Source organism: uncultured Ruminococcus sp., from assembly GCF_947301925.1.
Classification (GTDB): domain Bacteria; phylum Bacillota; class Clostridia; order Oscillospirales; family Ruminococcaceae; genus Ruminococcus.
The window spans coordinates 60,211-83,082 of the sequence record NZ_CAMYUE010000007.1 but is presented as its reverse complement, the minus strand read 5'-3'; the positions used below and the strand labels follow the sequence as shown (position 1 = coordinate 83,082).

Annotated in this window: 18 protein-coding genes; 11 read left to right on the top strand and 7 right to left on the bottom strand. The window is 51.4% G+C overall.

Going from position 1 to position 22,872, the window contains the following annotated elements:
- Nucleotides 1-159 precede the first annotated feature (159 nt).
- Both nifJ and Q0Y65_RS09800 read right to left on the bottom strand, forming a co-directional pair.
- The gene (nifJ, locus tag Q0Y65_RS09805; protein ID WP_297959386.1) at nucleotides 160-3,687 is read right to left on the bottom strand and encodes a pyruvate:ferredoxin (flavodoxin) oxidoreductase; all 3,528 of its coding nucleotides are present in this window, start codon (nucleotides 3,685-3,687) and stop codon (nucleotides 160-162) included.
- Between the two features lie 493 nt (nucleotides 3,688-4,180).
- Nucleotides 4,181-4,621, bottom strand: a complete 441-nt coding sequence (locus Q0Y65_RS09800) for a SpoVA/SpoVAEb family sporulation membrane protein (protein WP_297959300.1) — start codon at nucleotides 4,619-4,621, stop codon at nucleotides 4,181-4,183.
- Nucleotides 4,622-4,823: 202 nt separating this feature from the next.
- Between Q0Y65_RS09800 and Q0Y65_RS09795 the strand changes: the two genes are divergently transcribed.
- Nucleotides 4,824-5,099, top strand: a complete 276-nt coding sequence (locus Q0Y65_RS09795) for a sporulation transcriptional regulator SpoIIID (protein WP_297959298.1) — start codon at nucleotides 4,824-4,826, stop codon at nucleotides 5,097-5,099.
- Nucleotides 5,100-5,141: 42 nt separating this feature from the next.
- Here the strand turns inward: Q0Y65_RS09795 and Q0Y65_RS09790 are convergent, their stop codons facing one another.
- From Q0Y65_RS09790 to Q0Y65_RS09775, 4 genes are read right to left on the bottom strand one after another with little or no spacing between them, the layout of a single operon-like run.
- Nucleotides 5,142-6,515, bottom strand: coding sequence for a DUF4340 domain-containing protein (locus tag Q0Y65_RS09790; protein ID WP_297959296.1), 1,374 nt, complete (start codon nucleotides 6,513-6,515; stop codon nucleotides 5,142-5,144).
- Nucleotides 6,515-8,041 carry a Gldg family protein gene (locus Q0Y65_RS09785; RefSeq protein WP_297959294.1) on the bottom strand — a complete coding sequence of 509 codons (1,527 nt, stop codon included), beginning with the start codon at nucleotides 8,039-8,041 and terminating at the stop codon, nucleotides 6,515-6,517. The genes Q0Y65_RS09790 and Q0Y65_RS09785 overlap by 1 nt, the downstream gene beginning before the upstream one ends.
- A 6-nt stretch (nucleotides 8,042-8,047) precedes the next feature.
- Nucleotides 8,048-8,782 (bottom strand): ABC transporter permease subunit, encoded by a 735-nt coding sequence (locus tag Q0Y65_RS09780; RefSeq protein WP_297959292.1) that lies wholly within the window; start codon nucleotides 8,780-8,782, stop codon nucleotides 8,048-8,050.
- A gap of 1 nt (nucleotide 8,783) precedes the next feature.
- Entirely contained in the window at nucleotides 8,784-9,812 is a 1,029-nt protein-coding gene (locus tag Q0Y65_RS09775) for an ABC transporter ATP-binding protein (RefSeq protein ID WP_297959290.1), read from the bottom strand.
- Between the two features lie 574 nt (nucleotides 9,813-10,386).
- Here Q0Y65_RS09775 and Q0Y65_RS09770 point away from each other — a divergent pair.
- A complete protein-coding gene (locus Q0Y65_RS09770; RefSeq protein ID WP_297959288.1) occupies nucleotides 10,387-12,999 on the top strand; it encodes a glycoside hydrolase family 48 protein in 2,613 nt (870 codons plus the stop codon).
- 104 nt (nucleotides 13,000-13,103) lie between these two features.
- Here the strand turns inward: Q0Y65_RS09770 and Q0Y65_RS09765 are convergent, their stop codons facing one another.
- Nucleotides 13,104-14,651, bottom strand: a complete 1,548-nt coding sequence (locus Q0Y65_RS09765) for a cellulase family glycosylhydrolase (protein WP_297959285.1) — start codon at nucleotides 14,649-14,651, stop codon at nucleotides 13,104-13,106.
- Between the two features lie 346 nt (nucleotides 14,652-14,997).
- Between Q0Y65_RS09765 and Q0Y65_RS09760 the strand changes: the two genes are divergently transcribed.
- The 9 genes from Q0Y65_RS09760 to rsmB are packed head-to-tail and all read left to right on the top strand — an operon-like array spanning nucleotide 14,998 to nucleotide 22,864.
- Nucleotides 14,998-15,876 (top strand): YicC/YloC family endoribonuclease, encoded by an 879-nt coding sequence (locus Q0Y65_RS09760; protein ID WP_297959385.1) that lies wholly within the window; start codon nucleotides 14,998-15,000, stop codon nucleotides 15,874-15,876.
- Nucleotides 15,877-15,881: 5 nt separating this feature from the next.
- Nucleotides 15,882-16,139 carry a DUF370 domain-containing protein gene (locus Q0Y65_RS09755; RefSeq protein WP_297959283.1) on the top strand — a complete coding sequence of 86 codons (258 nt, stop codon included), beginning with the start codon at nucleotides 15,882-15,884 and terminating at the stop codon, nucleotides 16,137-16,139.
- The gene (gene gmk, locus Q0Y65_RS09750; protein WP_297959281.1) at nucleotides 16,132-16,737 is read left to right on the top strand and encodes a guanylate kinase; all 606 of its coding nucleotides are present in this window, start codon (nucleotides 16,132-16,134) and stop codon (nucleotides 16,735-16,737) included. The genes Q0Y65_RS09755 and gmk overlap by 8 nt, the downstream gene beginning before the upstream one ends.
- Nucleotides 16,730-16,939: a DNA-directed RNA polymerase subunit omega gene (gene rpoZ / locus Q0Y65_RS09745; protein ID WP_297959279.1), complete on the top strand. Its 210-nt coding sequence runs from the start codon at nucleotides 16,730-16,732 to the stop codon at nucleotides 16,937-16,939. The genes gmk and rpoZ overlap by 8 nt, the downstream gene beginning before the upstream one ends.
- On the top strand, nucleotides 16,900-19,389 hold the full coding sequence (gene priA / locus Q0Y65_RS09740; RefSeq protein WP_297959277.1) for a primosomal protein N': 2,490 nt from the start codon (nucleotides 16,900-16,902) through the stop codon (nucleotides 19,387-19,389). Before rpoZ ends, priA begins: the two co-directional genes overlap by 40 nt.
- Before the next feature lie 18 nt (nucleotides 19,390-19,407).
- The gene (gene def, locus Q0Y65_RS09735; RefSeq protein ID WP_297959275.1) at nucleotides 19,408-19,875 is read left to right on the top strand and encodes a peptide deformylase; all 468 of its coding nucleotides are present in this window, start codon (nucleotides 19,408-19,410) and stop codon (nucleotides 19,873-19,875) included.
- Nucleotides 19,875-20,804 carry a methionyl-tRNA formyltransferase gene (gene fmt, locus Q0Y65_RS09730; RefSeq protein ID WP_297959273.1) on the top strand — a complete coding sequence of 310 codons (930 nt, stop codon included), beginning with the start codon at nucleotides 19,875-19,877 and terminating at the stop codon, nucleotides 20,802-20,804. Before def ends, fmt begins: the two co-directional genes overlap by 1 nt.
- A gap of 12 nt (nucleotides 20,805-20,816) precedes the next feature.
- On the top strand, nucleotides 20,817-21,572 hold the full coding sequence (locus Q0Y65_RS09725; RefSeq protein WP_297959272.1) for a zinc metallopeptidase: 756 nt from the start codon (nucleotides 20,817-20,819) through the stop codon (nucleotides 21,570-21,572).
- Nucleotides 21,572-22,864, top strand: a complete 1,293-nt coding sequence (gene rsmB / locus Q0Y65_RS09720) for a 16S rRNA (cytosine(967)-C(5))-methyltransferase RsmB (RefSeq protein ID WP_297959270.1) — start codon at nucleotides 21,572-21,574, stop codon at nucleotides 22,862-22,864. Before Q0Y65_RS09725 ends, rsmB begins: the two co-directional genes overlap by 1 nt.
- Nucleotides 22,865-22,872: the final 8 nt, after the last annotated feature.

Genomic DNA, 22,872 nt, shown 5'->3' with positions numbered 1-22,872 from the left:
AACAAAAACTCCCCGATACCGCGAAGTATCGGGGAGATTTATTATATTCGTATGTGCATATTACACGTTAAACTTCCGTAAGCGATAGCAGACTATCTGTTTTGCAGAGAGTGAGCGAGTTTACGAGCGTCAACGTGGACGGGTGCAGCGTCACGCTGCTTACTTCTCAGCCAGCTTTGTGAGGTACTCGTAACGATTAGCAGCAGTCTTCTCTGCCTTCTCGAACAGTTCCTTAGCACGATCGGGGAATGAACGTGTGAGTGCGCTGTAACGAGCCTCGTTCATGATGAAGTCCTGATAAGACTCTGTGGGAGCCTTGGAGTCGAGCTGGAAGGGATTCTTGCCCTCAGCAGCAAGACGAGGATCGTAACGGAAGTTGTTCCAGTAGCCGCACTTAACAGCCTTCTCCATCTCAGCCTGACAGTTAGTCATACCGCCCTTGATGGAGTGCATCTCACAAGGTGCATAGCCGATGATGAGTGACGGTCCCGGATAAGCCTCAGCTTCCTTGATTGCCTTGAGTGTCTGGTTCATGTCGGCACCCATAGCGATCTGTGCAACATAGATGTAACCGTAGCTCATAGCGATATCAGCAAGACGCTTCTTAGCGATTGCCTTACCTGCTGCTGCGAACTGTGCAACCTGTCCGATGTTGGAGGACTTGGAAGCCTGTCCGCCTGTATTTGAGTAAACCTCGGTATCGAATACCATGATGTTTACATCTTCGCCTGTAGCGAGAACGTGGTCAAGACCGCCGAAGCCGATATCATAAGCCCAGCCGTCGCCGCCGAAGATCCATATGGACTTCTTGGAGAGGTAGTTCTTGTTCTCAAGGATATCTGCCTTCTTATCGCACTTGCAGTCGCACTTCTCGAGCTCAGCAACGAGTGCAGCTGTTGCAGCTGTATTCTTTGCGCCGTCGTTAACTGTTGCGAGGTATTCGTCAGCAGCTGCCTTGATCTCAGCAGAAGCCTTGTCGCTTGCAGCGATCTCCTTTACTTCCTCGATGAGTCTTTCACGGATAGCCTTCTGACCGAGATACATACCGAGACCGTGCTCAGCGTTGTCCTCGAACAGTGAGTTTGCCCATGCAGGACCGTGGCCGTTTGCATCAACAGTGTAAGGTGAAGTAGCAGCAGGACCGCCCCAGATTGAAGAACATCCTGTTGCGTTGGAGATGTACATTCTGGAACCGAAGAGCTGAGTGATGAGTCTTGCATATGAAGTCTCAGCACAGCCTGCGCATGAGCCTGAGAATTCAAGCAGAGGCTTCTTGTACTGGCTGGAGATAACATTAGCGTCAGTTGCTACATCTGCCTTCTCTGTAACCTTAGCAACACAGTAATCGAATACTGCCTGCTGAGGCTCCTGAGACTCTCTCGGAACCATCTTGAGTGACTTTGTGGGGCAGACACCGATACATACGCCGCAGCCCATGCAGTCCATAGCGGAAACTGCGAGAGTGTACTTGTACTCGCTCTTTACGATGGGCTTGGGAGCGATCTTGATGTTCTCCGGAGCAGCAGCAACTTCAGCGTCTGTCAGAGCGAAGGGACGGATAGTTGCGTGCGGGCAGACAAATGAACACTTGTTGCACTTTGCACAGGTATCCTGATTCCACTCGGGAACCATAACTGCAACTCCGCGCTTTTCGTATGCGGAAGCACCCTGCTCGAATGTACCGTCAACGTGATCTGAGAATGCAGAAACGGGAAGTGTATCACCGAGCATCTTGCCAACGGGGTTCATGATGCCGTCAACCATCTTGACGAGCTTCTCTGCGCCCTCGAGCTTTGCAGGTGCGGAATTATCAACAGCGTTTGCCCACTCAGCAGGAACATCTACCTTAACGTAAGCGTTTGCGCCTGCGTCGATAGCCTTCTCGTTCATCTGAACGATCTCGATACCCTTCTTCATGAACTTCTGAGCCTTTTCCTTCATGTAGCCGATTGCCTCAGCCTCGGGAAGAACCTTTGAAAGTGAGAAGAATGCGGACTGGAGGATGGTGTTGGTACGCTTGCCAAGACCGATCTCCTGTGCAAGGTCTATTGCGTTAACCAGATAGAGCTGGATGTTGTTCTTAGCGATATACTGCTTTGTATCAGCTGTGAGGTGCTGATCGAGCTCCTCGGGCTTCCACTGGCAGTTGATAAGGAATACACCGCCGGGCTTTACGTCGTTAACCATCTTGTATCCCTTGAGGATGTAAGAGGGGTTATGACAGGCAACAAAGTCAGCCTTGTTGATGTAGTAAGGGCTCTTGATGGGCTTGTCGCCGAAACGGAGGTGTGAGATAGTGATACCACCGGTCTTCTTTGAGTCATACTGGAAGTAAGCCTGAACGTACTTGTCAGTGTGGTCGCCGATGATCTTGATGGAGTCCTTGTTTGCGCCAACGGTGCCGTCGCCGCCGAGGCCCCAGAACTTGCACTCGATTGTGCCTTCTGCTGCTGTGTTGGGAGCGTCTTCCTCAGCAAGTGAGAGGTTTGTAACATCGTCAACGATACCCAGTGTGAACTGAGGCTTGGGATCAGCCTTTGCCAGTTCTGCATAAACAGCGAATACAGATGCAGGAGGAGTATCCTTGGAACCGAGACCGTAACGGCCGCCGATAACCTTGATACCGTTTCTGCCTGTAGTATTGAGAGCAGCAACTACATCGAGGTAGAGAGGCTCACCGAGAGAGCCGGGCTCCTTGGTTCTGTCAAGTACAGCGATTGTCTTTGCTGTTGCAGGGATTGCCTCAACGAGCTTTTCAGCAGAGAAAGGACGGAACAGGCGAACCTTGACGATACCGACCTTCTCACCCTTCTTGTTAAGGTAGTCGATAACTTCCTCAGCAACGTCACAGATTGAACCCATAGCAACGATTACGCGCTCTGCATCAGCAGCGCCGTAGTAGTTGAAGAGCTTGTAGTCAGTGCCGAGCTTTTCATTTACCTTGTTCATGTACTCCTCAACGATGCCGGGAACAGCATTGTAGTAGGAGTTGCAGGCCTCACGGTGCTGGAAGAAGATATCTCCGTTCTCGTGAGAACCGCGCATTGTAGGATTCTCAGGATTGAGAGCACGGCTGCGGAATGCCTTTACAGCGTCCATATCGCACATTTCCTTCAGATCCTCGTAATCCCATACCTGGATCTTCTGGATCTCGTGAGATGTACGGAAACCGTCGAAGAAGTTGATGAAAGGAACGCGGCTCTTGATGGAAGCGAGATGAGCAACAGCAGCCAGATCCATAACTTCCTGGGGGTTTGTCTCAGCCAGCATTGCGAAACCTGTCTGACGGCAAGCATAAACGTCGGAGTGGTCACCGAAGATGTTCAGTGCGTGAGAAGCAACGCAGCGTGCGGAAACGTGGAATACGCAGGGAAGCAGTTCACCTGCGATCTTGTACATATTCGGGATCATGAGAAGAAGTCCCTGAGAAGCAGTATAGGTTGTGGTGAGAGCACCGGCGTTCAGAGAACCGTGAACAGTACCGGCTGCACCGGCCTCGGACTGCATCTCCTCAACCTTAACGGTAGTGCCGAAAATGTTCTTTACACCCTGAGCGGACCACTGATCAACATAGTCTGCCATAGGGCTGGAAGGTGTGATAGGATAGATACCAGCAACTTCCGTGAAAGCGTAGGACACATATGCAGCAGCATTGTTACCGTCCATGGTTTTCATTTTTCTTGTGATTGCCATAGGAATGACCTCCTAAATAAATTTATTCGGTTATAGAAATGGTTAGCGGGTGATAACGTTAACCACGTATAACTACTGTAAAATATTATACCACAAATCACTCTTTTTGTAAACACCTTTTTTGCGGTCTTGTTACAAATTTATCAGGGGCTTTTTTAGCAATTTGCCTATATTGCGGCAATGCGGCAGGGTTTTGTGATGCGCCTATATGTAAATTTATACACTTGTCAGTATTTTCTGCGGGAATGTTATGAAAAATGCGGCAGATATACTGCTCAAAGTTGTGCATTTTTACAAAAGTGTGGGTTTTTGCTTGACGGGAAGGGCAAAATGCTGTATAATAACTGTAGTGTTAAATAATTCTTAATTATTAACACTCGTTTTGTTGTCTCCTTTCTTTTGTTCTACACATATTTATTTTCATCTGTTTATCTAAACAAGCAGGGCGTTTGCCCTGCTTATTTTTTTGCTTTGCCATACTGTAAGGCTATCGGCTCATGAAGCAGTATACCACTCCGTAGAGCGCTGCCGCGGTACAGCCGTAAAGTATCACGGGACCTGCTATGGTGAATATCTTCACTCCTATGCCGAGAACGGGGCCCTCGGAACGGGCTTCGATGGCGGCAGAGCTTATGGCGTTGGAAAAGCCGGTGACGGGCACAAGAGTTCCTGCGCCTGCATGGCCTGCCAGCTTGTGATACCAGCCGAGGCCTGTGCATACGGCGCTGAGCCCCACCAGTATAATGGACGTCCATGCGCCCGAGGCGGTGCTGTCAAGGCCGAATGCCTCCAGCAGAGACATTATTATCTCACCGAAGGCACAGATGGCTCCGCCCACGAGAAAGGCGGATATAAGGTTCGTCCTGTGATCGGACTTTGGTGAGACCTGATCGGTCATATCGCTGTAAAGCTCGGGTGTAACTTTCATATTATCAGCTCCTTCCGCAGTATTATCTGCGGAATTTCTGTTTATATTCGCAGATCATGGTCCATATCTGCGGAGAGCGCCTTCTCTTGCGATGCGTCCGCTCTCAAAAGCAGTCAGCCGGACTGTTTTTTGACCTGCCGTAACATCTATCCCTTTCCGATGACATATACATTAATAAGTACATCAGAAAGAGGTGATATGTTTGAAGGATCAGCCTGAGGGAAGAGCTGTTATGTTGGGCAGGTACATTACCGAGACAGGCGCTACGGTGCGCGGTACTGCAAGAAAATTCGGGATATCCAAAAGCACTGTGCATAAGGACGTCAGCGAAAGGCTCCGCACGGAGGATCACGAGCTGTATCTCAGAGTCAAGGACGTCCTCGAAAAGAACAAGCAGGAAAGGCATATCCGCGGAGGTCTGGCCACCAAGCGGAAATATGCCGAGATAGCCTGCCGCCGCAGAGGCTCCTTCCGCTGAGCAGATCAATAAAAAAGCAGCACCCTTCGGTGCTGCTTTTTGTCAGAATCCTGCTGTTTTGCTGAATTTTACATAGAATTCGCTGAGCGAGTTCCTGCCCCTCAGCATTGTTTCGTCCACATATCCGCCGATGTATTTTCCGTTGCGGAATACATAGTATATAGTGCCTTCGCCCTTGACCAGCTCTATCTTCAGAGGATCGCCCTCCTTGAGGGTGAACTCCGCTGTGAGAGCGGGATCCTTCAGCTCGGGCTCTGCTTCGATGTCTGTGCCTGTGAGCTTGAATATGGAAGCGGCTTTGAAGAAGTTGTCGAATGCAACGTAATTCTCCGTGGTCTCAAGTGAGATCTTCTTTCCGTTTGCGGTACACTCGGAATTCTCCGTGTCTATGTCGAATGCGGCGTCTATCTCGCCGTACTTCAGCTTCAGCTGCTTTGTGCCTGCGGCATTGGCTGTGCGGTAGTCCTTGATTATGAAATCATAGGGGAGCGCGTTGATTATGCTCAGGTCGGACTTGTTGAAGAGCTCTACCTGCCCGTCTTCGAGAAGGGCGATGCAGTAGCCCGGATAATCGTCGTTGATACTGAAGCTGATATTGCGCTCGGTACCGTCAATAGCCTTTACGGTCATTTCCGCATAGGGCTTGTCGAAGCCGTACTTTGAAAGGTCGTCCAGCTTTTCGTCCAGCATCTCCACCGATTCAAGACGCACAAGGCTGTTGAGCCTGGCGGTTATGGCGGTGGTATCCGACTGGAGATCCGAATATTCATCGGTAAGGGACCAGTTCTGTGAATCGGGATCCAATACGAGGTCCAGAACGTTCTCGCCGTCCCTTTTGAGTATGACCTCATTCAGATCGTAAAGGGTGTAGGGAAGGAGCATCTTGTCCTTCAGAAGGAGCCTGTCCAGCTTGAGCACGCTTCCGCGCATATACTCTATGGCGTATACATTGGGTCTGCCGTCAACGGTCACATAGTAGTAATCGTTCATGGGAGCGGGATCGCCGATATGAATGGTGTGAGTGCCGCCGGGCTCGGTGATCTCGATGGTGTCGGTATCGTTGAGGCCGTACATATCCAGCTTTTCGTCGGTGATCTCACCGTAGCTGGTTTCGGCTGTCAGATCCGAGAGGTATGTGCATATGAGATTGCAGTAGTCCTGATCCAGAGCGAACTCGCTTCCGCTGAGGCTCCATGCGTCCTCCTCATTTTTCTCGGCGGTGTAGGACTCGCTGCCCTTTGAGAAAACTATCTTTGTGGCGGAGTGAGCGTCGAAGCTGAACAGCTCGTTTTCGGCGAGCACCTTGCTGGCCTCCTGCTTTTTCTTGTCATCTTTGCCCTTGACGGCAAGGAATGTGCCTATGGAGGCTGCTGCCGCCAGCACAAGCACCACAAGGGCGATAATTGCTTTTTTCATCAGGAATGTCTCCTTTTAAGCCATACTATAAAGCCGATCAGTACGATAACAAACGGCGGTACGAAGCATAAGAACATGGTGGTCTTGGCTTCCTTTGCGTCCTTGAAGGTCATGCTGTCGTAGGAATTGAACTTGTTCTCCACGCCGAACTGTATATCTGCGTCATAAAGCCATGTGTTGCTGAAAAGGGTGAGCATCTGCGTACCTGTGGTGGCAACGTCGTACAGATCGTTGTCGATAACTGCCGATGTGCCGATGCATACCATCTTGCCGCCGGAGGTCTTGTTGTATGAGTAGTAGCCGAAGTCCAGATCAAGGCCTGTGAGCATCTCGTCGGCCTGCTGTGCTGTGATCTCGTCGCCGCCCATGGATTTGCTGACTGTGGTATAGCCTGATTCGCCTGTGTTATCATCTACGGTAGTGATATTCTTTATCAATGATGAGCGCTCTGTATAGGCTGCTCCGGGGAAGCTGTCCTCGGGTATCTCCGTAAGGCTTCTGGGGTAGGCGATACCTGCGATATATTCGCCGTTGGACACCAGAACGTTTATGTCGGAGGTGAGATCCTGTGTGAATTCCTCGTTGTACTGGCCGCCTGCGGGGTATTCAACGCGGAAGTAGTTCTCGCTCTGCATGGAGTCTCTGTCCTGGAGCTGATTTACGGGAGCGGACTCGGTAACTATGTTGTAGTCAAGTATGAGTCCGAAGTACTCCATTACCGCTTCTATATTGTAGAAGCGTCCCTCAGTGTCGCAGGGGTCAATGAGGAAGGACATTGAGCCGCCGTTCTCCGCATATGTGAGGAGGAGGTCCTTTTCCTTGTCGGTGAGATCCTGCTGAGGGGATACAAGGTAGATTATCTTTGCGTTTTCGGGGATAGCGCCTGCCTTGTCAAGGTCAAGCTCCTGAACGTCGTAGTCCTTTTCCTTCATCTTCTGAGCGAAGGTGGAGAGGTTGGCGTCTATGGATTTCTCGCCGTGGCCTGTGAGGAAGTATACTCCCGGAAGCGAGCCGCTTGCGCAGGTGGCTATGGCGGAGTCGATAAGGCTTTCGCCTGCGAACTCGCGGACGCCTGCACGGTCCTCCTGGAAGAACTTCTGGTGAGCCACCTTCTTGGTGACGTTATTGCATTTTACTACAAGGTCGCCCTGCTCAAGTCCCAGCAAGCCATCGGGATCCAGCTGCTTTGTGAGGGAGGCCTGCTCGTTGGGATCGAAGCAGGTGAGCTTAACGTTGTCGAACTCCTCCAGCTGTGTCAGCGCGTGATAGAGGGGGAGCAGCTGATTGGCGTCAGCTCTCTTGAAGTACTCCATCTTGTAGAGGAAGTAAAGGTCTATCTGCTTGTCGGAATTGTCGTTTATGAGCTGGACTGTCTTTTCGTCCAGTGTGTATTTCTTTGACGGGGTCATGTCGAAGCCCTTGTCGTAGTAGCCGGTGATGAGGTTTATGGGTATGAATACCGCCAGCACCAGCAGCGCAAGGATAAATGCGAAGGCGCCCGAAAGATTGAGCTTTTTCTTTTTCATTCCAGCTTACCCCCTGTTCCAGCGGCGCTTCTCTATGGATATGTATGTCCATATGAGGAGCACTATTATGGCCGAGCCGAAGAATACCAGATCCGAAAGACGTATGAAGCCCTCGGAGAAATATGCGAATCTCGGCTGTGCGGCAAATGCGTAGATGGCTGACTGAACCTTCGGATACTGTGAGATGAAGGCTGTGTTGGCCAGATCGTCAACGAACAGAAGGGCAAACATGATGACCTCGCCGATGATGGCGGCAAGGATGGGAGTCTCGGTGAGTGATGATATCAGCATACCGAGGGCGATGTACATGGCTCCCCAGCAGAAGATGCCTATGTATGCGCATATGAGCTGGCTGACAACCACCTCGCCCTTCATGGAGGTGATTATGGGGAATACTATGGTGCCTGCCAGCATGAACAGGTATACTGTTATATTGGCAAGGAACTTGGCGATAACTATTTTTCCCGTGCTTACGGGAGAGGTCATGAGCAGCACCTCGGTGCCGTTCTTGCGCTCGTCCGCAAAAGTCCTCATGGTGAGTATGGGGATCAGGAATATGAAGTAGAGTATTACCGAATAGAACATTTCCGTGAAGGAGAATGCCCAGGTGTTGGAGCCCTCCAGTCTGGCTATGCCTGTGAAGAAGCTCAGCGAGAACAGCAGCATGAAAAGGGCTGCCATTGCGTAGGCGAAAGGAGTGTAGAAGAAAGACTGCAGCTCCTTTTTATATATAGGGAACATATTATTCTTCCTCCTTTTCCGTATGGTTTTCTTCCGCTTCCCCGGAAACATCGGGTGTTTCGTCGAGGAGCTCCTGAAGTCCCGACTTCTTTGCGGGGCGGTTTATGAGCTCGATGAATACGTTTTCGAGATTGGGTCTCTCGGCGAATACCTCGATGATGCTGACGCCGTTCTTCAGGCACTCTGCCATTACGGAGTCCCTTATGGTGTCGGCGTCGCCCTCCATAGTAACGGTGAAGGAGTAGATATCGCTGCCCTCGTCCTCGATGGAGGTTATCTCCTTTATGCCCTTGGTCATCTCGATTATGGAGGCGGCCTTTGCCTTGCTGCCCTTTACCTTGATGTGGAGCACCTGTGAGGTGGCGAAGGACTTCTCCAGATTCTCTATGGTGTCTATTGCGCGTATGTCGCCCTTATTAATAATGATAACGCGGTCGCATACGGCACTCACCTCGCTGAGGATATGGGAGCTGAATATTACCGAATGCTCTTTTTTGAGATCCTTGATGATGCTGCGGACCTCGGCCACCTGATTGGGGTCGAGACCTACGGTAGGCTCGTCGAGGATAAGGAACCTGGGGTTGCCCAGGAGAGCCTGCGCGAAGCCCACACGCTGCTTATAGCCCTTTGACAGGTTGCGTATCAGCTTGCCCTTGACGTCCTTGATCTTCAGCAGACCCATCACGCGGTCTATCTCGGCCTTCCTCTCGCCTCTGGGAACCTTCTTCAGGCCTGCGCAGAAGGAGAGGTATTCGTGTACCTTCATGTCGGGATATACGGGAGGTATCTCCGGGAGATAGCCGATATTGCGCTTGGCCTTTGAGGGCTCCTTGGTGACATCGGCGCCGCAGATGGTGACCTTGCCGTCGGACATGGGAAGGTATCCCGCTATCATGTTCATTGTGGTCGATTTTCCCGCACCGTTGGGCCCGAGAAATCCGAGTATCTCATTATCGTTTATTGTAAAGCTTATATGATTGACGGCACGGTTGTTGCCGTAATACTTCGTAAGATTTTCAATAGTAATCATGAGGTGCTCCTTTCCGATCGAAAAATCAAAAATAAAGTAAAAGCATGGTGCTATTATCTCATCATAGCATACTGCCTTATTATCGCAGAATAACATTAACACAAGATGAACATAATATGAATAAAATGTTAATTCAAGAAAGACAGCTGAAATGACCGAGCATAAATGCAAAACTCCGCTAAGCTAAATATTATAGCCAAAGTGTGTGGGTTTTGTGAAAGAATATTGTGGGCAGGATGAATGTTTGGAAGTATTGTTCATTATCGAAACCTGTTAATAATTCATTAATATATGCGGTTTTTCTTGGATTTGTCGGATGGACAAAATGTACAAAAACGGATTTGACATTGTGTGCATTGCACCAAAAATGACTTGGCGCAAATGTGAAAACAATCCAAACTGTTGACACAAACTGAAATGTAGAATATAATTATCTTGAAAATAGTTTGAGAATTGTGTGCAGTCTGCGTGAAAATGCACACAGTGTACGAAGTATTTTCGTATGCGCCTCTGTTTAAAGAGGCAAATCATCCATTTTTTAACCACTATACTATTATGAGAGGGGTAAAAACAAATGATAAGCAAAAAGAATAAGGCTCTCGCAGCTGGCGTTCTTGCAGCTGCAATGTCCGCATCAGCAGTAGTGCCTATGGCATCATCTGCTATGACATCTGAAGCTCAGGCTTCATGCGGTTCTTACGCTGAGATGTTCCAGTCTATGTACGATGACGTTGTTACCAACGGTGTTACAAACGGCTACCTCAGCAAACAGACAAACGGAAGCGGCTTCGGTATTCCTTACCATTCAGTAGAAACTTTCATCGTTGAGGCTCCTGACTACGGTCACGAGACAACATCTGAGGCTATGTCATACATCGTATGGATGGCTGCTATGCACGATGTTCTCGTTCAGCAGAACGTTATCAGCGGTTCTAAGGGCGATCTTGCAAAGGCATGGAACACAATGGAGGCTATGATCCCCGGCTGGTCCAAGGCTTCAGGCAGAGACACCGAAATCGAGTACGATACGATCTGGAAGCAGGAGAGACTCAAGGCTGATACCGCTGAAGAGTGCGACCAGCCTCAGGATTATCCCGCTTCACAGCCTGACGTTGAAGCTATCAACCCTATGTACGACACATTCAAGTCTGCATACGGCAGCGACAACGGTTACTACCTCATGAACTGGCTGGCTGACGTTGACGACTGGTACGGCTTCAGCAAGGGTTCAAAGGGCGAAGGCAAGTTCACATTCATCAATACATTCCAGAGAGGTGAACAGGAGTCTTGTTTCGAGACTGTTCCTGCTCCCTGTCTTGAAGAGCTCAAGTGGGGTAACACCGACAAGAAGGGCAATGACGGTAACGGTATCAAGGCTATCTTCAACGGTGAGTTCAAGGTTCCCTCACAGTATTCATTCACAAACGCTCCCGACGCTGAGGACCGTGCTATCCAGGCTGTTTACTTTGCAAACAGATACAAGGCTGGCGATAGCAAGATATCTGCTCTCGCAGGTAAGATGGGTGACCAGTGCCGTAACGATATGTTTGATAAGTATTACAAGGCTATCGCTAAGGATACAAAGATCACAAGCCCGTCTGCAGGCATGGATTCTAAGCACTATCTGATGGCTTGGTACACCGCTTGGGGCGGAGCTCTCTTCGCTGATTACGGCGATTACAAGTGGGCATGGCAGATCGGATGCTCACATTCACATCAGTTCTATCAGAATCCTCTTGCTGCTTACGGTCTGCTCAACGACAGCGATATCAAGGGCGGTATGGCAGCTTCAGATGCTGACACAGACTATAAGGAGTCTCTCAAGAGACAGATCGAAATGTATCAGTGGCTCCAGTCCAGAGAAGGACCCTTCGCCGGTGGTTGTACAAACAGCTGGAGAGGTCGTTACGAGGAATATCCTTCAGGCCACGCTACATTCTATGAGATGGCTTACGTTCCCCACCCTGTATACGCAGATCCCGGTTCCAACCACTGGATCGGTAACCAGGTATGGTCAACACAGCGTCTTGCTGAGCTGTACTACGTTGTATCCAAGGAGGGCGGCGATAAGACAGGTCAGACATACGGCGGTCTCGCTCTCGACGAGGCACTCGATCAGCTCCTTGAGAGATGGATCGATTGGTTCGAGAAGAACACACACTTCGATTACGTTGATAAGGACGGCCATGAGTTCTCATACTGTATTCCTTCAACCCTTGACTGGGGCAAAAAAGATACAGACTATTCATGCACTCCCGATACATGGGACGGTAAATATGATCCCAACGGCAACCAGGACCTCCACTGCACCATCGGCGGTTACGGACAGGGAGACGTTGGATGCGTATCCTCACTCTGTAATACACTTATCTACTATGCAGCTGCTAAGGGCGTAGATCCCAGCTTTGCAAACAAGGAAGGCACATCTGTTGCTGAAAAGGGTCTCTATCTGGCTAACAGACTTCTCTCATACCAGTACTATGAGGGCCGTGACAAGATCGGTATCACATTTACTGACACCAATCCCAGTCTCGCAAGAGTATTTACTGAGGAAGTTTACATTCCTTCATACTACAAGGGCGAAATGCCTGATGGTTCAGAGCTCGTTCCCGGCGCAACATTCTCATCCATCCGTAAGAGCTACGAGAAGGATTCAATGTGGCAGGAAGCTTACGATTATCAGTATTCATCAAGCCCGAAGTATGGCACAGATGTTAAGGATAACAACGGCGACGGCAAGATCGATATCAAGGACTTCCAGTTCCAGTATCACAGATTCTGGCATGCCGGTGATGCTACTGTTGCTTACGGCACAATGGCACTCCTCTTCCCCGATGTTAAGCCTGCTCCCGAAACGGGCGAGACTACCACAACAACAACTACAACCACAACTACAACAAGCACAACAACAACTACAACCACAACTGCTCCTCCCAGCAATATCCTCTGGGGCGACACAAACTGTGACGGTGTTGTTGAGCTCGCAGATGCTATCCTCATCATGCAGAGCCTTGCTAACCCCAACAAGTACGGTCTTAACGGTACTGACGCTAAGCATCTCACAGAACAGGGTAAGCTCAACGGCGATGTAGATACATCTGTAACAGGTCTTACTTCTAACGATGCTCTCCGCATCCAGGAGTACCTCCTTCACAAGATCTCAACTCTTGATCCTTCAAAGATCTGAGAGTCATAAACACATCTCCAAAAGCTGCACGGTTTATCCGTGCAGCTTTTTTGTGCGCAAAAAAGCTCCCTATGCCGTAACATAGGGAGCTTTGTACTATTCCGTCATACTATGGGAAGCGTGTAGATGATATGCAGGAGGTATTCCTGTATGGTCAGGGCGTCATTTGAGGTAAGGCCTATTGTACGTCTGTCAACGTCGCCGTTGAGCTTGCCCTGCTCAGTAAGGTGCTTAGCGTCAGTACCGTTAAGACCGTACTTATTGGGGTTAGCCAGCGCCTGCATAATGAGTATTGCGTCGGCCAGCTCCATATTTCCGTCACAGTTGGCGTCGCCGTATTTTACGACTACGGGAGCTGTTGTTGTGGTGGTTGTAGTTGTTGTCTCCGTAGTGGTGGTAGTAGTGGTCTCGGTAGTTGTTGTCGTTGTTGTGGTGGTTGTTGTGGTGGTGGTAGTTGTGGTCGTTGTCTTTGGCTTGCCGGCCCAGAGGATATTGTCGTTGTTGACTACCTCTATCATCTTGTTTACAACGGGCTCCGATTCCTGATACCATGTGCAGGAATTCCTGTTCAGATAGCCGTGGCACTCACCGGGTTCCTTGTTGTTCTGTATAACGTTGTTGTCCCAGAGCACGCAGGGAATACCGATCTCCTTGGCGCGGGTGATATAGGTCTCGGTCCACTGGAGCCTTGCCTGGAGATTGTTGTAGTTTGAGGTTCCCATCTCGCCGATGATTACGGGTATGCCTCTGTCGATGAAGGTACTCTTCAGGCCGTTGAGAGTGCTCAGAAGGTTTTCCTTGTATGCGTTGGTGAAGGTACTGTGGTCCTGCACCTCTTTGTTCATGGTAAAGTCATAGGGGACATAGGCGTGTATGGATACCGCAACCATATTATCGTTGGGAACGTTGAGCCTTGTGTATATGGTGGAGTCCGCCGACGCACAGTAGCCTGTTACCATGAGGAGTCGGTTCTTGTTGTTCTCGGAGTCGGAGCTTCTTATGAGCTGTACGAAGTCGGCTTCCAGCCTGTTTATGGTGTCCACCTCGCTCTGCTCAGGTCCCCACCATTCGTGAGTGGTGCCTTTTGCGCGGGGCTCGTTCATGCCCTCGAAGATGAGGTGCTGGTCGTAATCCTTGAAGGTCTCAGCAATCTGCGTCCACAGCTTTATGAAGCGGGGCTTCATCTGGTCATAGGCGCTTCCCAGATCGGCGCGATCCACCCAGTTCTCGTGGTGGAGATTAAGTATAACATACATATCGTTGCTTATGCCGTAGTCAACGACCTCTTTTACGCGGTTCATCCACTGCTGATCTATGTTGTCATTACCGTCAAGGTGCGGGTACCATGTTGTAGGAATTCTGACTGTGTTGAAGCCTTTTGCCTTTACGGCGTCGATCATGGCTTTGGAAGCCCGCGGGTTAAGCCAGCTGGTCTCGGTATCAAGACCGGAGGCGTTGCCGCCGTGGCAGTCCAGACAGTTGCCCAGATTCCAGCCGATCTTCATATCCTCGGTGATCTCGAAGGCTGTCATTGTGTTGGCCGCGTCTGCGGTGATCCTCTCTGCGGGAGACATTCTCAGCGACGACAGCATCATTACAGCTGCCGCGGATATGCTCACGATGCGTTTGATGAATTTGCTTTTTTCTGACATGATTATCCTCCATTCAAATAGTATAGTTCGGGGACACTTTCAGCAGGTCTCCAAATTAATATCCCTTGGCAGTTCAAACGGCGTATCTACGCCATGTGCTGCCATTTTAATGATACAATAACGACGGTTAAAAGTCAATAGCCGCGGCAGTTATGGGCTGCGTCACGGAAATATTTGGAATATCCCACAATAATTGCAGCTTCCCATTGTAAGATATCACTATAGAAAGGCGCTTGTCAACTCCTGATATTTTCCGAAAAAAGCTTGCATTTTCGGGCAAAAGATGTTATAATATTATAATAGCATTTTTATGCGATAAAATATCATAATGAAAGCGGGCGATATGGTGCTTAGAAGCATGACAGGCTACGGAAGAGCGCAGCAGATACTTAACGGACGCGATATCCTTGTTGAGATACGCTCCGTCAATCATAGATATTATGAGTATTCGTCAAGAGTCCCCAGGACGTTCAGCTACATCGACGAAAAGCTGAAGGCTCTGCTGAAAAACGGCATTTCCCGAGGCAAGGTGGAGGTGTCCGTCACCATCAACAACATCGAGGGCAGAGATACCGAGATCGCCGTCAACAAGGGCGCCGCAGAGGGCTACGTCAACGCACTCAGAAGCATTGCGGACGAGCTGGGCGTTGAGGACGACATCACCTTGTCAAAGCTGATGAAGCTCCCCGACATATTCAATATCCAGAAAACGCCCGACGACGAGGAGCAGGTCTGGGAGGATGTCTCAAAGGTGGCCTCGGAGGCTATACAGCGCTTCGTGGAGATGCGACAGGTTGAGGGCGAGCGCCTGAAGAAGGATATCACCGATAAGGCCGAGGGCATACTGGGTATGGTGGCAAAGGTGGAGGAGCTCTCTCCCCAGACAGTGGAGAACTACAGGAACAGACTGTACAAGAAGCTCAGCGAGGTACTGGAGGGCAAGGATATCGACGATCAGCGCATCGTGACCGAGGCTGCCGTATTCGCTGAAAAGATCGCCGTGGACGAGGAGACCGTCCGTCTCAGGAGCCATATCTCACAGCTGGAGAATATGCTCTCAGGCGACGAGGCGGTGGGCAGAAAGCTGGACTTCATCGTTCAGGAGATGAACCGCGAGGTCAATACCATCGGTTCAAAGGCTCAGGATCTCAACATCACAAAGGTGGTAGTTGATATGAAGGCCGAGATCGAGAAGATCCGCGAGCAGATCCAGAATATAGAGTAAGCGCCATGAAGCTTATAAATATAGGATACGGAAATATGGTGTCGTCCGAGAGGATAGTGGCCGTGGTCAGCCCCGAATCAGCGCCTATAAAGCGCCTTGTCCAGGAGGCAAGGGACGACGGCAGAGCTATCGACGCCACCTACGGCAGAAAGACAAGAGCGGTCATGATAATGGACAGCGGACATATAATACTGTCCTCTCTCATTACAGAGACCCTTGCCGCAAGAATAAACGGATCAGGAGGATCTGACGACGATGAATAAGGGCAGACTTATCGTTTTTTCCGCACCTTCGGGCTGCGGAAAGGGTACAATGCTGGAGGAGATACTCAAGGACAAACGCTTTGCGGTGTCTGTTTCGGCAACTACAAGAAAGCCCCGTGAGGGCGAGATCGACGGCGTGAACTACCACTTCCTCACACGGGAGGACTTCGAGCAGAGGATCGCCGACGGCAAGTTCATCGAGCACGCAGAATACTGCCAGAACCTTTACGGCACTTTAAGCTCTGAGGTGGACGGCAGACTGGAGCAGGGACTTAACGTGATACTCGAAATAGAGCCCCAGGGCGCTATGAAGGTGCGCGGGAAGCGTCCCGACGCAATATTCATTTTTATCCTGCCGCCTTCCATAGGAGAGCTCAGGAGAAGACTGAAAAAGCGCGGCACCGAGACCGACGAGGTCATCGAGGAGCGCGTTTCAAAGGCATCGTGGGAGATCTCACAGGCCGAAAAATACGATTATATTATTGTCAACGACGCCCTTGAGGACGCCGTAAGCGATTTCTTCACGGTAATACGCGGAGAGCAGCTTAAAAAGGAGTTTTCGGGCGATATTATAGAAGAGGTGTTGAAAAATGCTTAGACCCGCAGTAAACCAGATCATCACAAAGAACGAGAGCTGCTATTCACTCGTTATCGCAGTTGCGAAGCGTGCAAGACAGATCTCGGAGGAGCTTTACGAGAACAATGAGACTCTCGAGGAGAAGCCCGTAAAGACTGCTGTTGAGGAGCTCGCCAGCGGCAAGTGCAAGATAGTGAGCACAGCTCCCCAGACCAACGAGTAATGCCCCTTATTGCGGAGACCGCAGTCAGCGGAACAGCCTATTCCTTTGATATGCTGTTCAGCTACACTGTTCCCGAAAGGCTGGCGGCGGATATCGCCTGCGGCTGTCGGGTGCTTGTGCCCTTCGGCAGAGGCAACAAGCGCAGGATTGGCGTTGTCATGAAGCTCTCGGAGGGAGACGGAAGGGGACTGAAGTCACTGGTGTCCCTTGTGGACGATACCCCCGTCATATCCGGGGAGCTTCTCGGACTTGCCTTCTACCTGCACGATCAGACCTTCTGTACCTACTTTGACGGCGTTAAGACTATGCTGCCCCCTGCAATGAGCGTCAGCGCAAAAGAGACGTTCAGGCTTGTTAAGAATTTCACGGGCACCGCTTCCCTCAGCAGGGAGGCTGCGGAGCTGCTGGAGCTCCTGTCTGTGACGGACGGCGGCAAGGCACTGAACGAGCTCATAGAGAAGCATATCATCGACAACGGCAGGAGGCTCACAGACGAGCTCTGCGACGCAGGCGCACTGGACTCGGACAACGTGTTCAGACAGACCGTCGGCGACGCGGCAGTGAGAATGGTGAGGCTTTCCGATGAGTATACGGCTTCTCCCGAAAGGTTCAGCCTTACGGTCAAGCAGAAGGCTGTTGCGGACTTTCTCGGCGAGTACGGCACTGCGGCAGTAAAGGAAGCTGCCTATATGTGCGGCGTCACCGAGGCAGTCATAAAGCGTCTCTGCGCAACAGGAGCCGCCGAGGAATACGAGGCGGAGGTGCTCCGCAGAGTTGAGGACCATGCCGACGAGGTGAGACGCCCCGGGGATATAGTCCTTTCGGAGGAGCAGCAGAGGGCTCACGACGCGGTATACGCACAGCTCAGTGAGAAAAAGCCTGCGGTGTTCCTGCTTCACGGAGTTACGGGAAGCGGAAAGACCTCGGTCTTTGAAAAGCTCATTGACGACACGGTGAATATGGGCAGACAGGCAATGCTGCTCATTCCCGAGATAGGGCTCACGCCCCAGATACTGAAACGCTTCAGGTCAATGTTCGGCGAGAGGGTGGCTGTCATACACAGCGGCCTTTCAATGGGACAGAGACTTGACGAATACAAGAGGATAAAACGGGGAGACGCGGACATCGTTATCGGTACCAGAAGCGCTGTATTCGCCCCCCTTGACAATATAGGCCTCATTATTATAGATGAGGAGGGAGAGCGCTCCTACAAGTCGGACAGCTCTCCGAGATATAACACCCACGATGTGGCAAAGCAGCGCTGCGCCTGCCACGGCTCGGTATTGCTGCTGGCTTCGGCCACACCCTCCATCGAGAGCTATTACCTCGCCGAAAGGGGAGCGTACAGGCTGCTTGAAATGAAGGAGAGGTACCGCAATGCGCCCCTGCCCGAGGTGAGCATAGTTGATATGAACCTTGAGCGCGGCGAGGGCAACCGCACGGAATTCAGCCGCAGACTGGCGGAGGAGATAAGCGCTAACCTGAAAAACGGCGAGCAGTCCATACTGCTGCTGAACAGGAGAGGCTATCATACCATAATCAGCTGCTGCGACTGCTATCAGCCGGTGTACTGCCCCAACTGCTCGGTGCCCCTGACCTACCACAAGAAAAACAACAGGCTGATGTGCCACTACTGCGGCTATATCAGCGATCCTGTGACGGTGTGTCCGTCATGCGGCTCGGAGCGCCTGAAGAATATGGGCTTCGGCACACAGAAGCTGGAGGAGGAGCTTTCCATGTTCTTCCCCACGGCAAGAGTGCTGCGCATGGACGCGGACACCACCTTTTCACGCTACTCCTACGAGAAGAACTTCACAGACTTCCGCGACGGAAAGTACGATATAATGATAGGCACCCAGATGATAGGCAAGGGACTTGATTTCCCCAATGTCACGCTGGTGGGCGTACTGTCGGTGGATAAGGCGCTTTATGCGGGAGATTTCCGCAGCTATGAGCGAACCTTCTCCCTTATCACTCAGGTGGTGGGACGAGGAGGAAGGGGAGACAGCCGCGGAAGGGCGATACTCCAGACCTTTATCCCGGAACACTATATCATGAACCTTGCGGCTGCTCAGGACTACAAGGGCTTCTACAACGAGGAGATAGCGATCCGCCGAGCAATGATATTCCCGCCACTCTGCGATATGTGCATCTTCTGCTTCACCGCAGATGAGGATATCACCGTAAGACTGGGCGCGGAGGCCGTACTGCGGCTCATGAACGCCCGACTGAAGGCGCTTCAGCCGAAAACTCCCGTGAGAGTGCTCGGACCCGTCCGCTGCTCCTACGGCAGGATAAACGGCAGGTACCGCTACAGGATAATAATGAAATGCAAGAACACCGCCGAGATGAGAGGCTTTATAAGCGGCATACTCACCGAGGCGGCAAAACTGAAGGAAATGAAGAATGTCTCCCTCTATGCCGATATGAACGGCGATGTGGGAGTATAACGCAAAAGGAATGATCAAATGGCACTCAGAAGAATTTTAACCGATAAGGACGAGATACTCCACAAGGTCTGCAAGCCTGTGGATAAGTTTGACGAGAAGCTGGCACAGCTCCTCGACGATATGCACGAAACACTCAACAAGGCGGACGGAGTGGGTCTGGCTGCGCCCCAGATAGGCGTATGCCGCAGGCTCTTCATCATGCACCTTGGCGAGGACGATATAATCGAGGCCATCAACCCCGAGGTCACTCAGAAGGAGGGCAAGCAGCGCGTTCAGGAGGGCTGCCTTTCCTGCCCAAATGTGTGGGGCTATGTAACAAGGCCCATGAGCTGCCACCTGAAGGCTCAGGACCGCAGCGGCAACTGGTTCGAGCGCGATTTCACCGAGCTGGGAGCACAGTGCACCTGCCATGAGAACGACCACCTTGACGGCCATATATTCACAGAGATAGTAGAGGAATTCTTTGTTCCCGAGGAGAGCAAGTAATGAAGATAGTATTTATGGGAACTCCCGACTTTGCCGTACCCTGTCTGCGTACCCTTGCGGAGAGCAGCCATGAGGTGGCAGCGGTGTTCACACAGCCCGACAAGCCGAAGGGAAGGGGCTATAAGCTCATACCCACTCCCGTGAAGGCTGCGGCTCTTGAATACGGGATACCCGTTTATCAGCCTCTGTCACTGAGAAAGGGCGGGGACGCAGAGGAGTCCATGAGGATACTCCGCGATACAGCTCCCGACCTTATAGTTGTAACTGCCTACGGACAGATACTCCCCAAGGAAATACTTGAGCTGCCGAAGTACGGCTGCATCAATATCCACGCCTCGCTCCTGCCTAAGTACAGGGGAGCAGCTCCCATAAACTGGGTGCTCCTGAACGGCGAAAAGGAAACGGGAGTCACCTCCATGCAGATGAGCGAGGGACTCGACACGGGCGATATGCTCATAAAGAGAGCGACCCCCATAGGCGAAAACGAGACCTATGAGGAGCTCTATGCAAGACTTTCCGCAATGGGCGGAGAGGTGCTTGCGGAGACCATAGACGCACTGGAAAAGGGCACACTTGCCCCCGAGGTTCAGGACGACAGTCTGAGCTGCTATTCTCCCATGATACGCAAGGAGATGAGCGCTCTGGACTTCACAAAGACAGCTGCGGAGGTACACAATACCATACGCGGCGTTACGGGCTTCACCATGCTGGAGGGCAAGCGCCTGAAGGTGTTCGCCTCGGAGCTTGCGGAGGGCAGCTTTGACAGCGCAGAGAACGGCTCTGTGGTGGATACAAAGCGCTTCGCGGTAAAATGCGGCGACGGCAGGGCGGTAGTATTCCGCGAGGTTCAGCCCGAGGGCAAAAAGCGCATGAAAACAGAGGATTTCCTCAGAGGCAAAAAGCTCAGCGACGGAGAGCTCCTGGGATAAGGAGGGCTATATATGTATATAATGAATTTTGCAGCAGCTTTTATGAGATACGTTCATTACTACGGTACCCGCGGAGGCGGAGGCAATTACGGCCTTTATATCCTGCTGATGGCGGGAATGCTGATACTGCCCCTCATCGCACAGATCAACGTTTCCTCCACATTCAGCAAGTACAGCCGCATAGGCAATTCAAGAGGTCTTACTGCCGATCAGGTTGCGAGAATGATACTTGACGCCAACGGACTTTACAATATAAGGATAGAGCGTATCAAGGGCAACCTTACGGATCACTTCGATCCGAGGACAAATGTCATCAGGCTTTCGGACTCGGTCTACGGCAACCGCTCTGTGGCGGCCATAGGCGTCGCAGCCCATGAGTGCGGCCATGCCTGCCAGCACGCAGAGAACTACGCTCCCATAATCTGGAGGAGCAAGCTGGTGCCCGTTACCAATATTTGCTCGACGCTGTGGTATGTCGTATTTATTATAGGCGTATTCCTCAGCACCCTTACCATTGGAACATACTTCATATACATCTCCATTGCTATGTTCCTTGCAGTAGTGCTTTTTCAGCTGGTTACCCTGCCCTGCGAGCTCAACGCCAGCAACAGAGCCCTGAAAACTCTCAGAATGGACTGTATACTTGAGGAGAAGGAGCTGCCCCACGCCAGGAAGGTACTGACGGCAGCGGCACTGACCTATGTTACAAGTCTCATTGCGTCGGTATTACAGCTTCTCAGACTCCTTTTGTCGGTGAACAGAAGATAATGACGGATCCCAGATATCTTGCTGTAAAGCTGCTGGATAAGACATTCGGCAGCGGCAGCTATTCAAATTTACAGCTGGACAGCGGCCTGAAGAATTCAGACCTGGACGACAGGGGAAAGAAGCTCTGCTCCGCCATATACTACGGAGTCATAGAGCGCAGGCTCACCCTGGACCACATCATCGGCGGACTGAGCTCCCGCCCCATAGCAAAGCTGGACAGCATAGTGCTGAATATACTGCGCTGCGGCGTGTACCAGATAATGTACATGGACAGCGTACCCGATAACGCGGCTGTGAACGAGAGCGTGGCTCTTGCGAAGAAGTTCCGCAAGACCAGCGCTTCGGGAATGGTCAATGCGGTGCTGCGGAGCTTTATCCGCGGCGGCAGGGAGCTGAAGCTCCCCAAGGACGCAGCGGAAGCCGCGGCGGTGAAGTATTCCGCACCGACGGCTCTGGTGAAGAGCCTGACTGATGACTACGGCAGCGAGACAGCGGAAAAGTTTCTTGCCGCTTCTCTTGAAAAGCCTGTCACATATCTCCGACGGAATACGATTAGATGTACGGAGGAGGTTTTTCTTGCAGCTCTTGACGGCATAAAGGCGGAAAAGCTCACCGATTGCTGCTACATTGCCGAAAGCGGCGACGTCACTGCAACAGAGGCCTTCAGGAAGGGATATTTCCACGTTCAGGGGCTTGCGTCGCAGCTGTGCTGCGAGACTCTTGCTCCCTCGGAGGAGGACACTGTCCTGGATATATGTGCCGCCCCCGGAGGAAAGACCTTCACCATGGCGGAGCTTATGAACGGCAGGGGGCAGATATATGCCTTCGACCTCCACGAAAAGCGTGCGGAGCTGATACGCAAAGGCGCGGAGAGACTGGGGCTCAAAAATATAAGAGCGGCGGCAGGGGACGCGACAAAGTTTAACCCGGAGCTGCCCGGGTTCACAAAGATTCTCTGCGACGTCCCGTGCTCGGGACTGGGAGTCATCGGCAGCAAGCCCGAGATAAAGTACAAGGATATCACGGATTTTGCGGGGCTCCCCGATATACAATATAAAATAGTGTGCAATGCGCTGAACTACCTTGAGGAGGGCGGCACCCTGGTCTACTCCACCTGCACGGTGAGAAAGGCCGAGAATGAGGAGGTCTGCGAAAGGCTTCTGAGGGAGCACCCCGGGCTGGAAGCAGTGGAGCTTCCCAAGCTTATGGGTAAAAGCTTCGGTACCATGGCCACACTTATGCCGCCGGAATTCGGAAGCGGCTTCTTCATAGCAAAATTCAGGAAAAAGTAAGGTGATAA

Coding starts and splice junctions, on each gene's coding strand:
- Q0Y65_RS09775 (WP_297959290.1), bottom strand. CDS start 9,812: ATGATTACTATTGAAAATCTTACGAAGTATTACGGCAACAACCGTGCC.
- def (WP_297959275.1), top strand. CDS start 19,408: ATGGCACTCAGAAGAATTTTAACCGATAAGGACGAGATACTCCACAAG.
- rsmB (WP_297959270.1), top strand. CDS start 21,572: ATGACGGATCCCAGATATCTTGCTGTAAAGCTGCTGGATAAGACATTC.
- rpoZ (WP_297959279.1), top strand. CDS start 16,730: ATGCTTAGACCCGCAGTAAACCAGATCATCACAAAGAACGAGAGCTGC.
- Q0Y65_RS09785 (WP_297959294.1), bottom strand. CDS start 8,041: ATGAAAAAGAAAAAGCTCAATCTTTCGGGCGCCTTCGCATTTATCCTT.
- Q0Y65_RS09765 (WP_297959285.1), bottom strand. CDS start 14,651: ATGTCAGAAAAAAGCAAATTCATCAAACGCATCGTGAGCATATCCGCG.
- Q0Y65_RS09780 (WP_297959292.1), bottom strand. CDS start 8,782: ATGTTCCCTATATATAAAAAGGAGCTGCAGTCTTTCTTCTACACTCCT.
- gmk (WP_297959281.1), top strand. CDS start 16,132: ATGAATAAGGGCAGACTTATCGTTTTTTCCGCACCTTCGGGCTGCGGA.
- Q0Y65_RS09755 (WP_297959283.1), top strand. CDS start 15,882: ATGAAGCTTATAAATATAGGATACGGAAATATGGTGTCGTCCGAGAGG.
- Q0Y65_RS09790 (WP_297959296.1), bottom strand. CDS start 6,515: ATGAAAAAAGCAATTATCGCCCTTGTGGTGCTTGTGCTGGCGGCAGCA.
- Q0Y65_RS09770 (WP_297959288.1), top strand. CDS start 10,387: ATGATAAGCAAAAAGAATAAGGCTCTCGCAGCTGGCGTTCTTGCAGCT.
- Q0Y65_RS09725 (WP_297959272.1), top strand. CDS start 20,817: ATGTATATAATGAATTTTGCAGCAGCTTTTATGAGATACGTTCATTAC.
- Q0Y65_RS09800 (WP_297959300.1), bottom strand. CDS start 4,621: ATGAAAGTTACACCCGAGCTTTACAGCGATATGACCGATCAGGTCTCA.
- fmt (WP_297959273.1), top strand. CDS start 19,875: ATGAAGATAGTATTTATGGGAACTCCCGACTTTGCCGTACCCTGTCTG.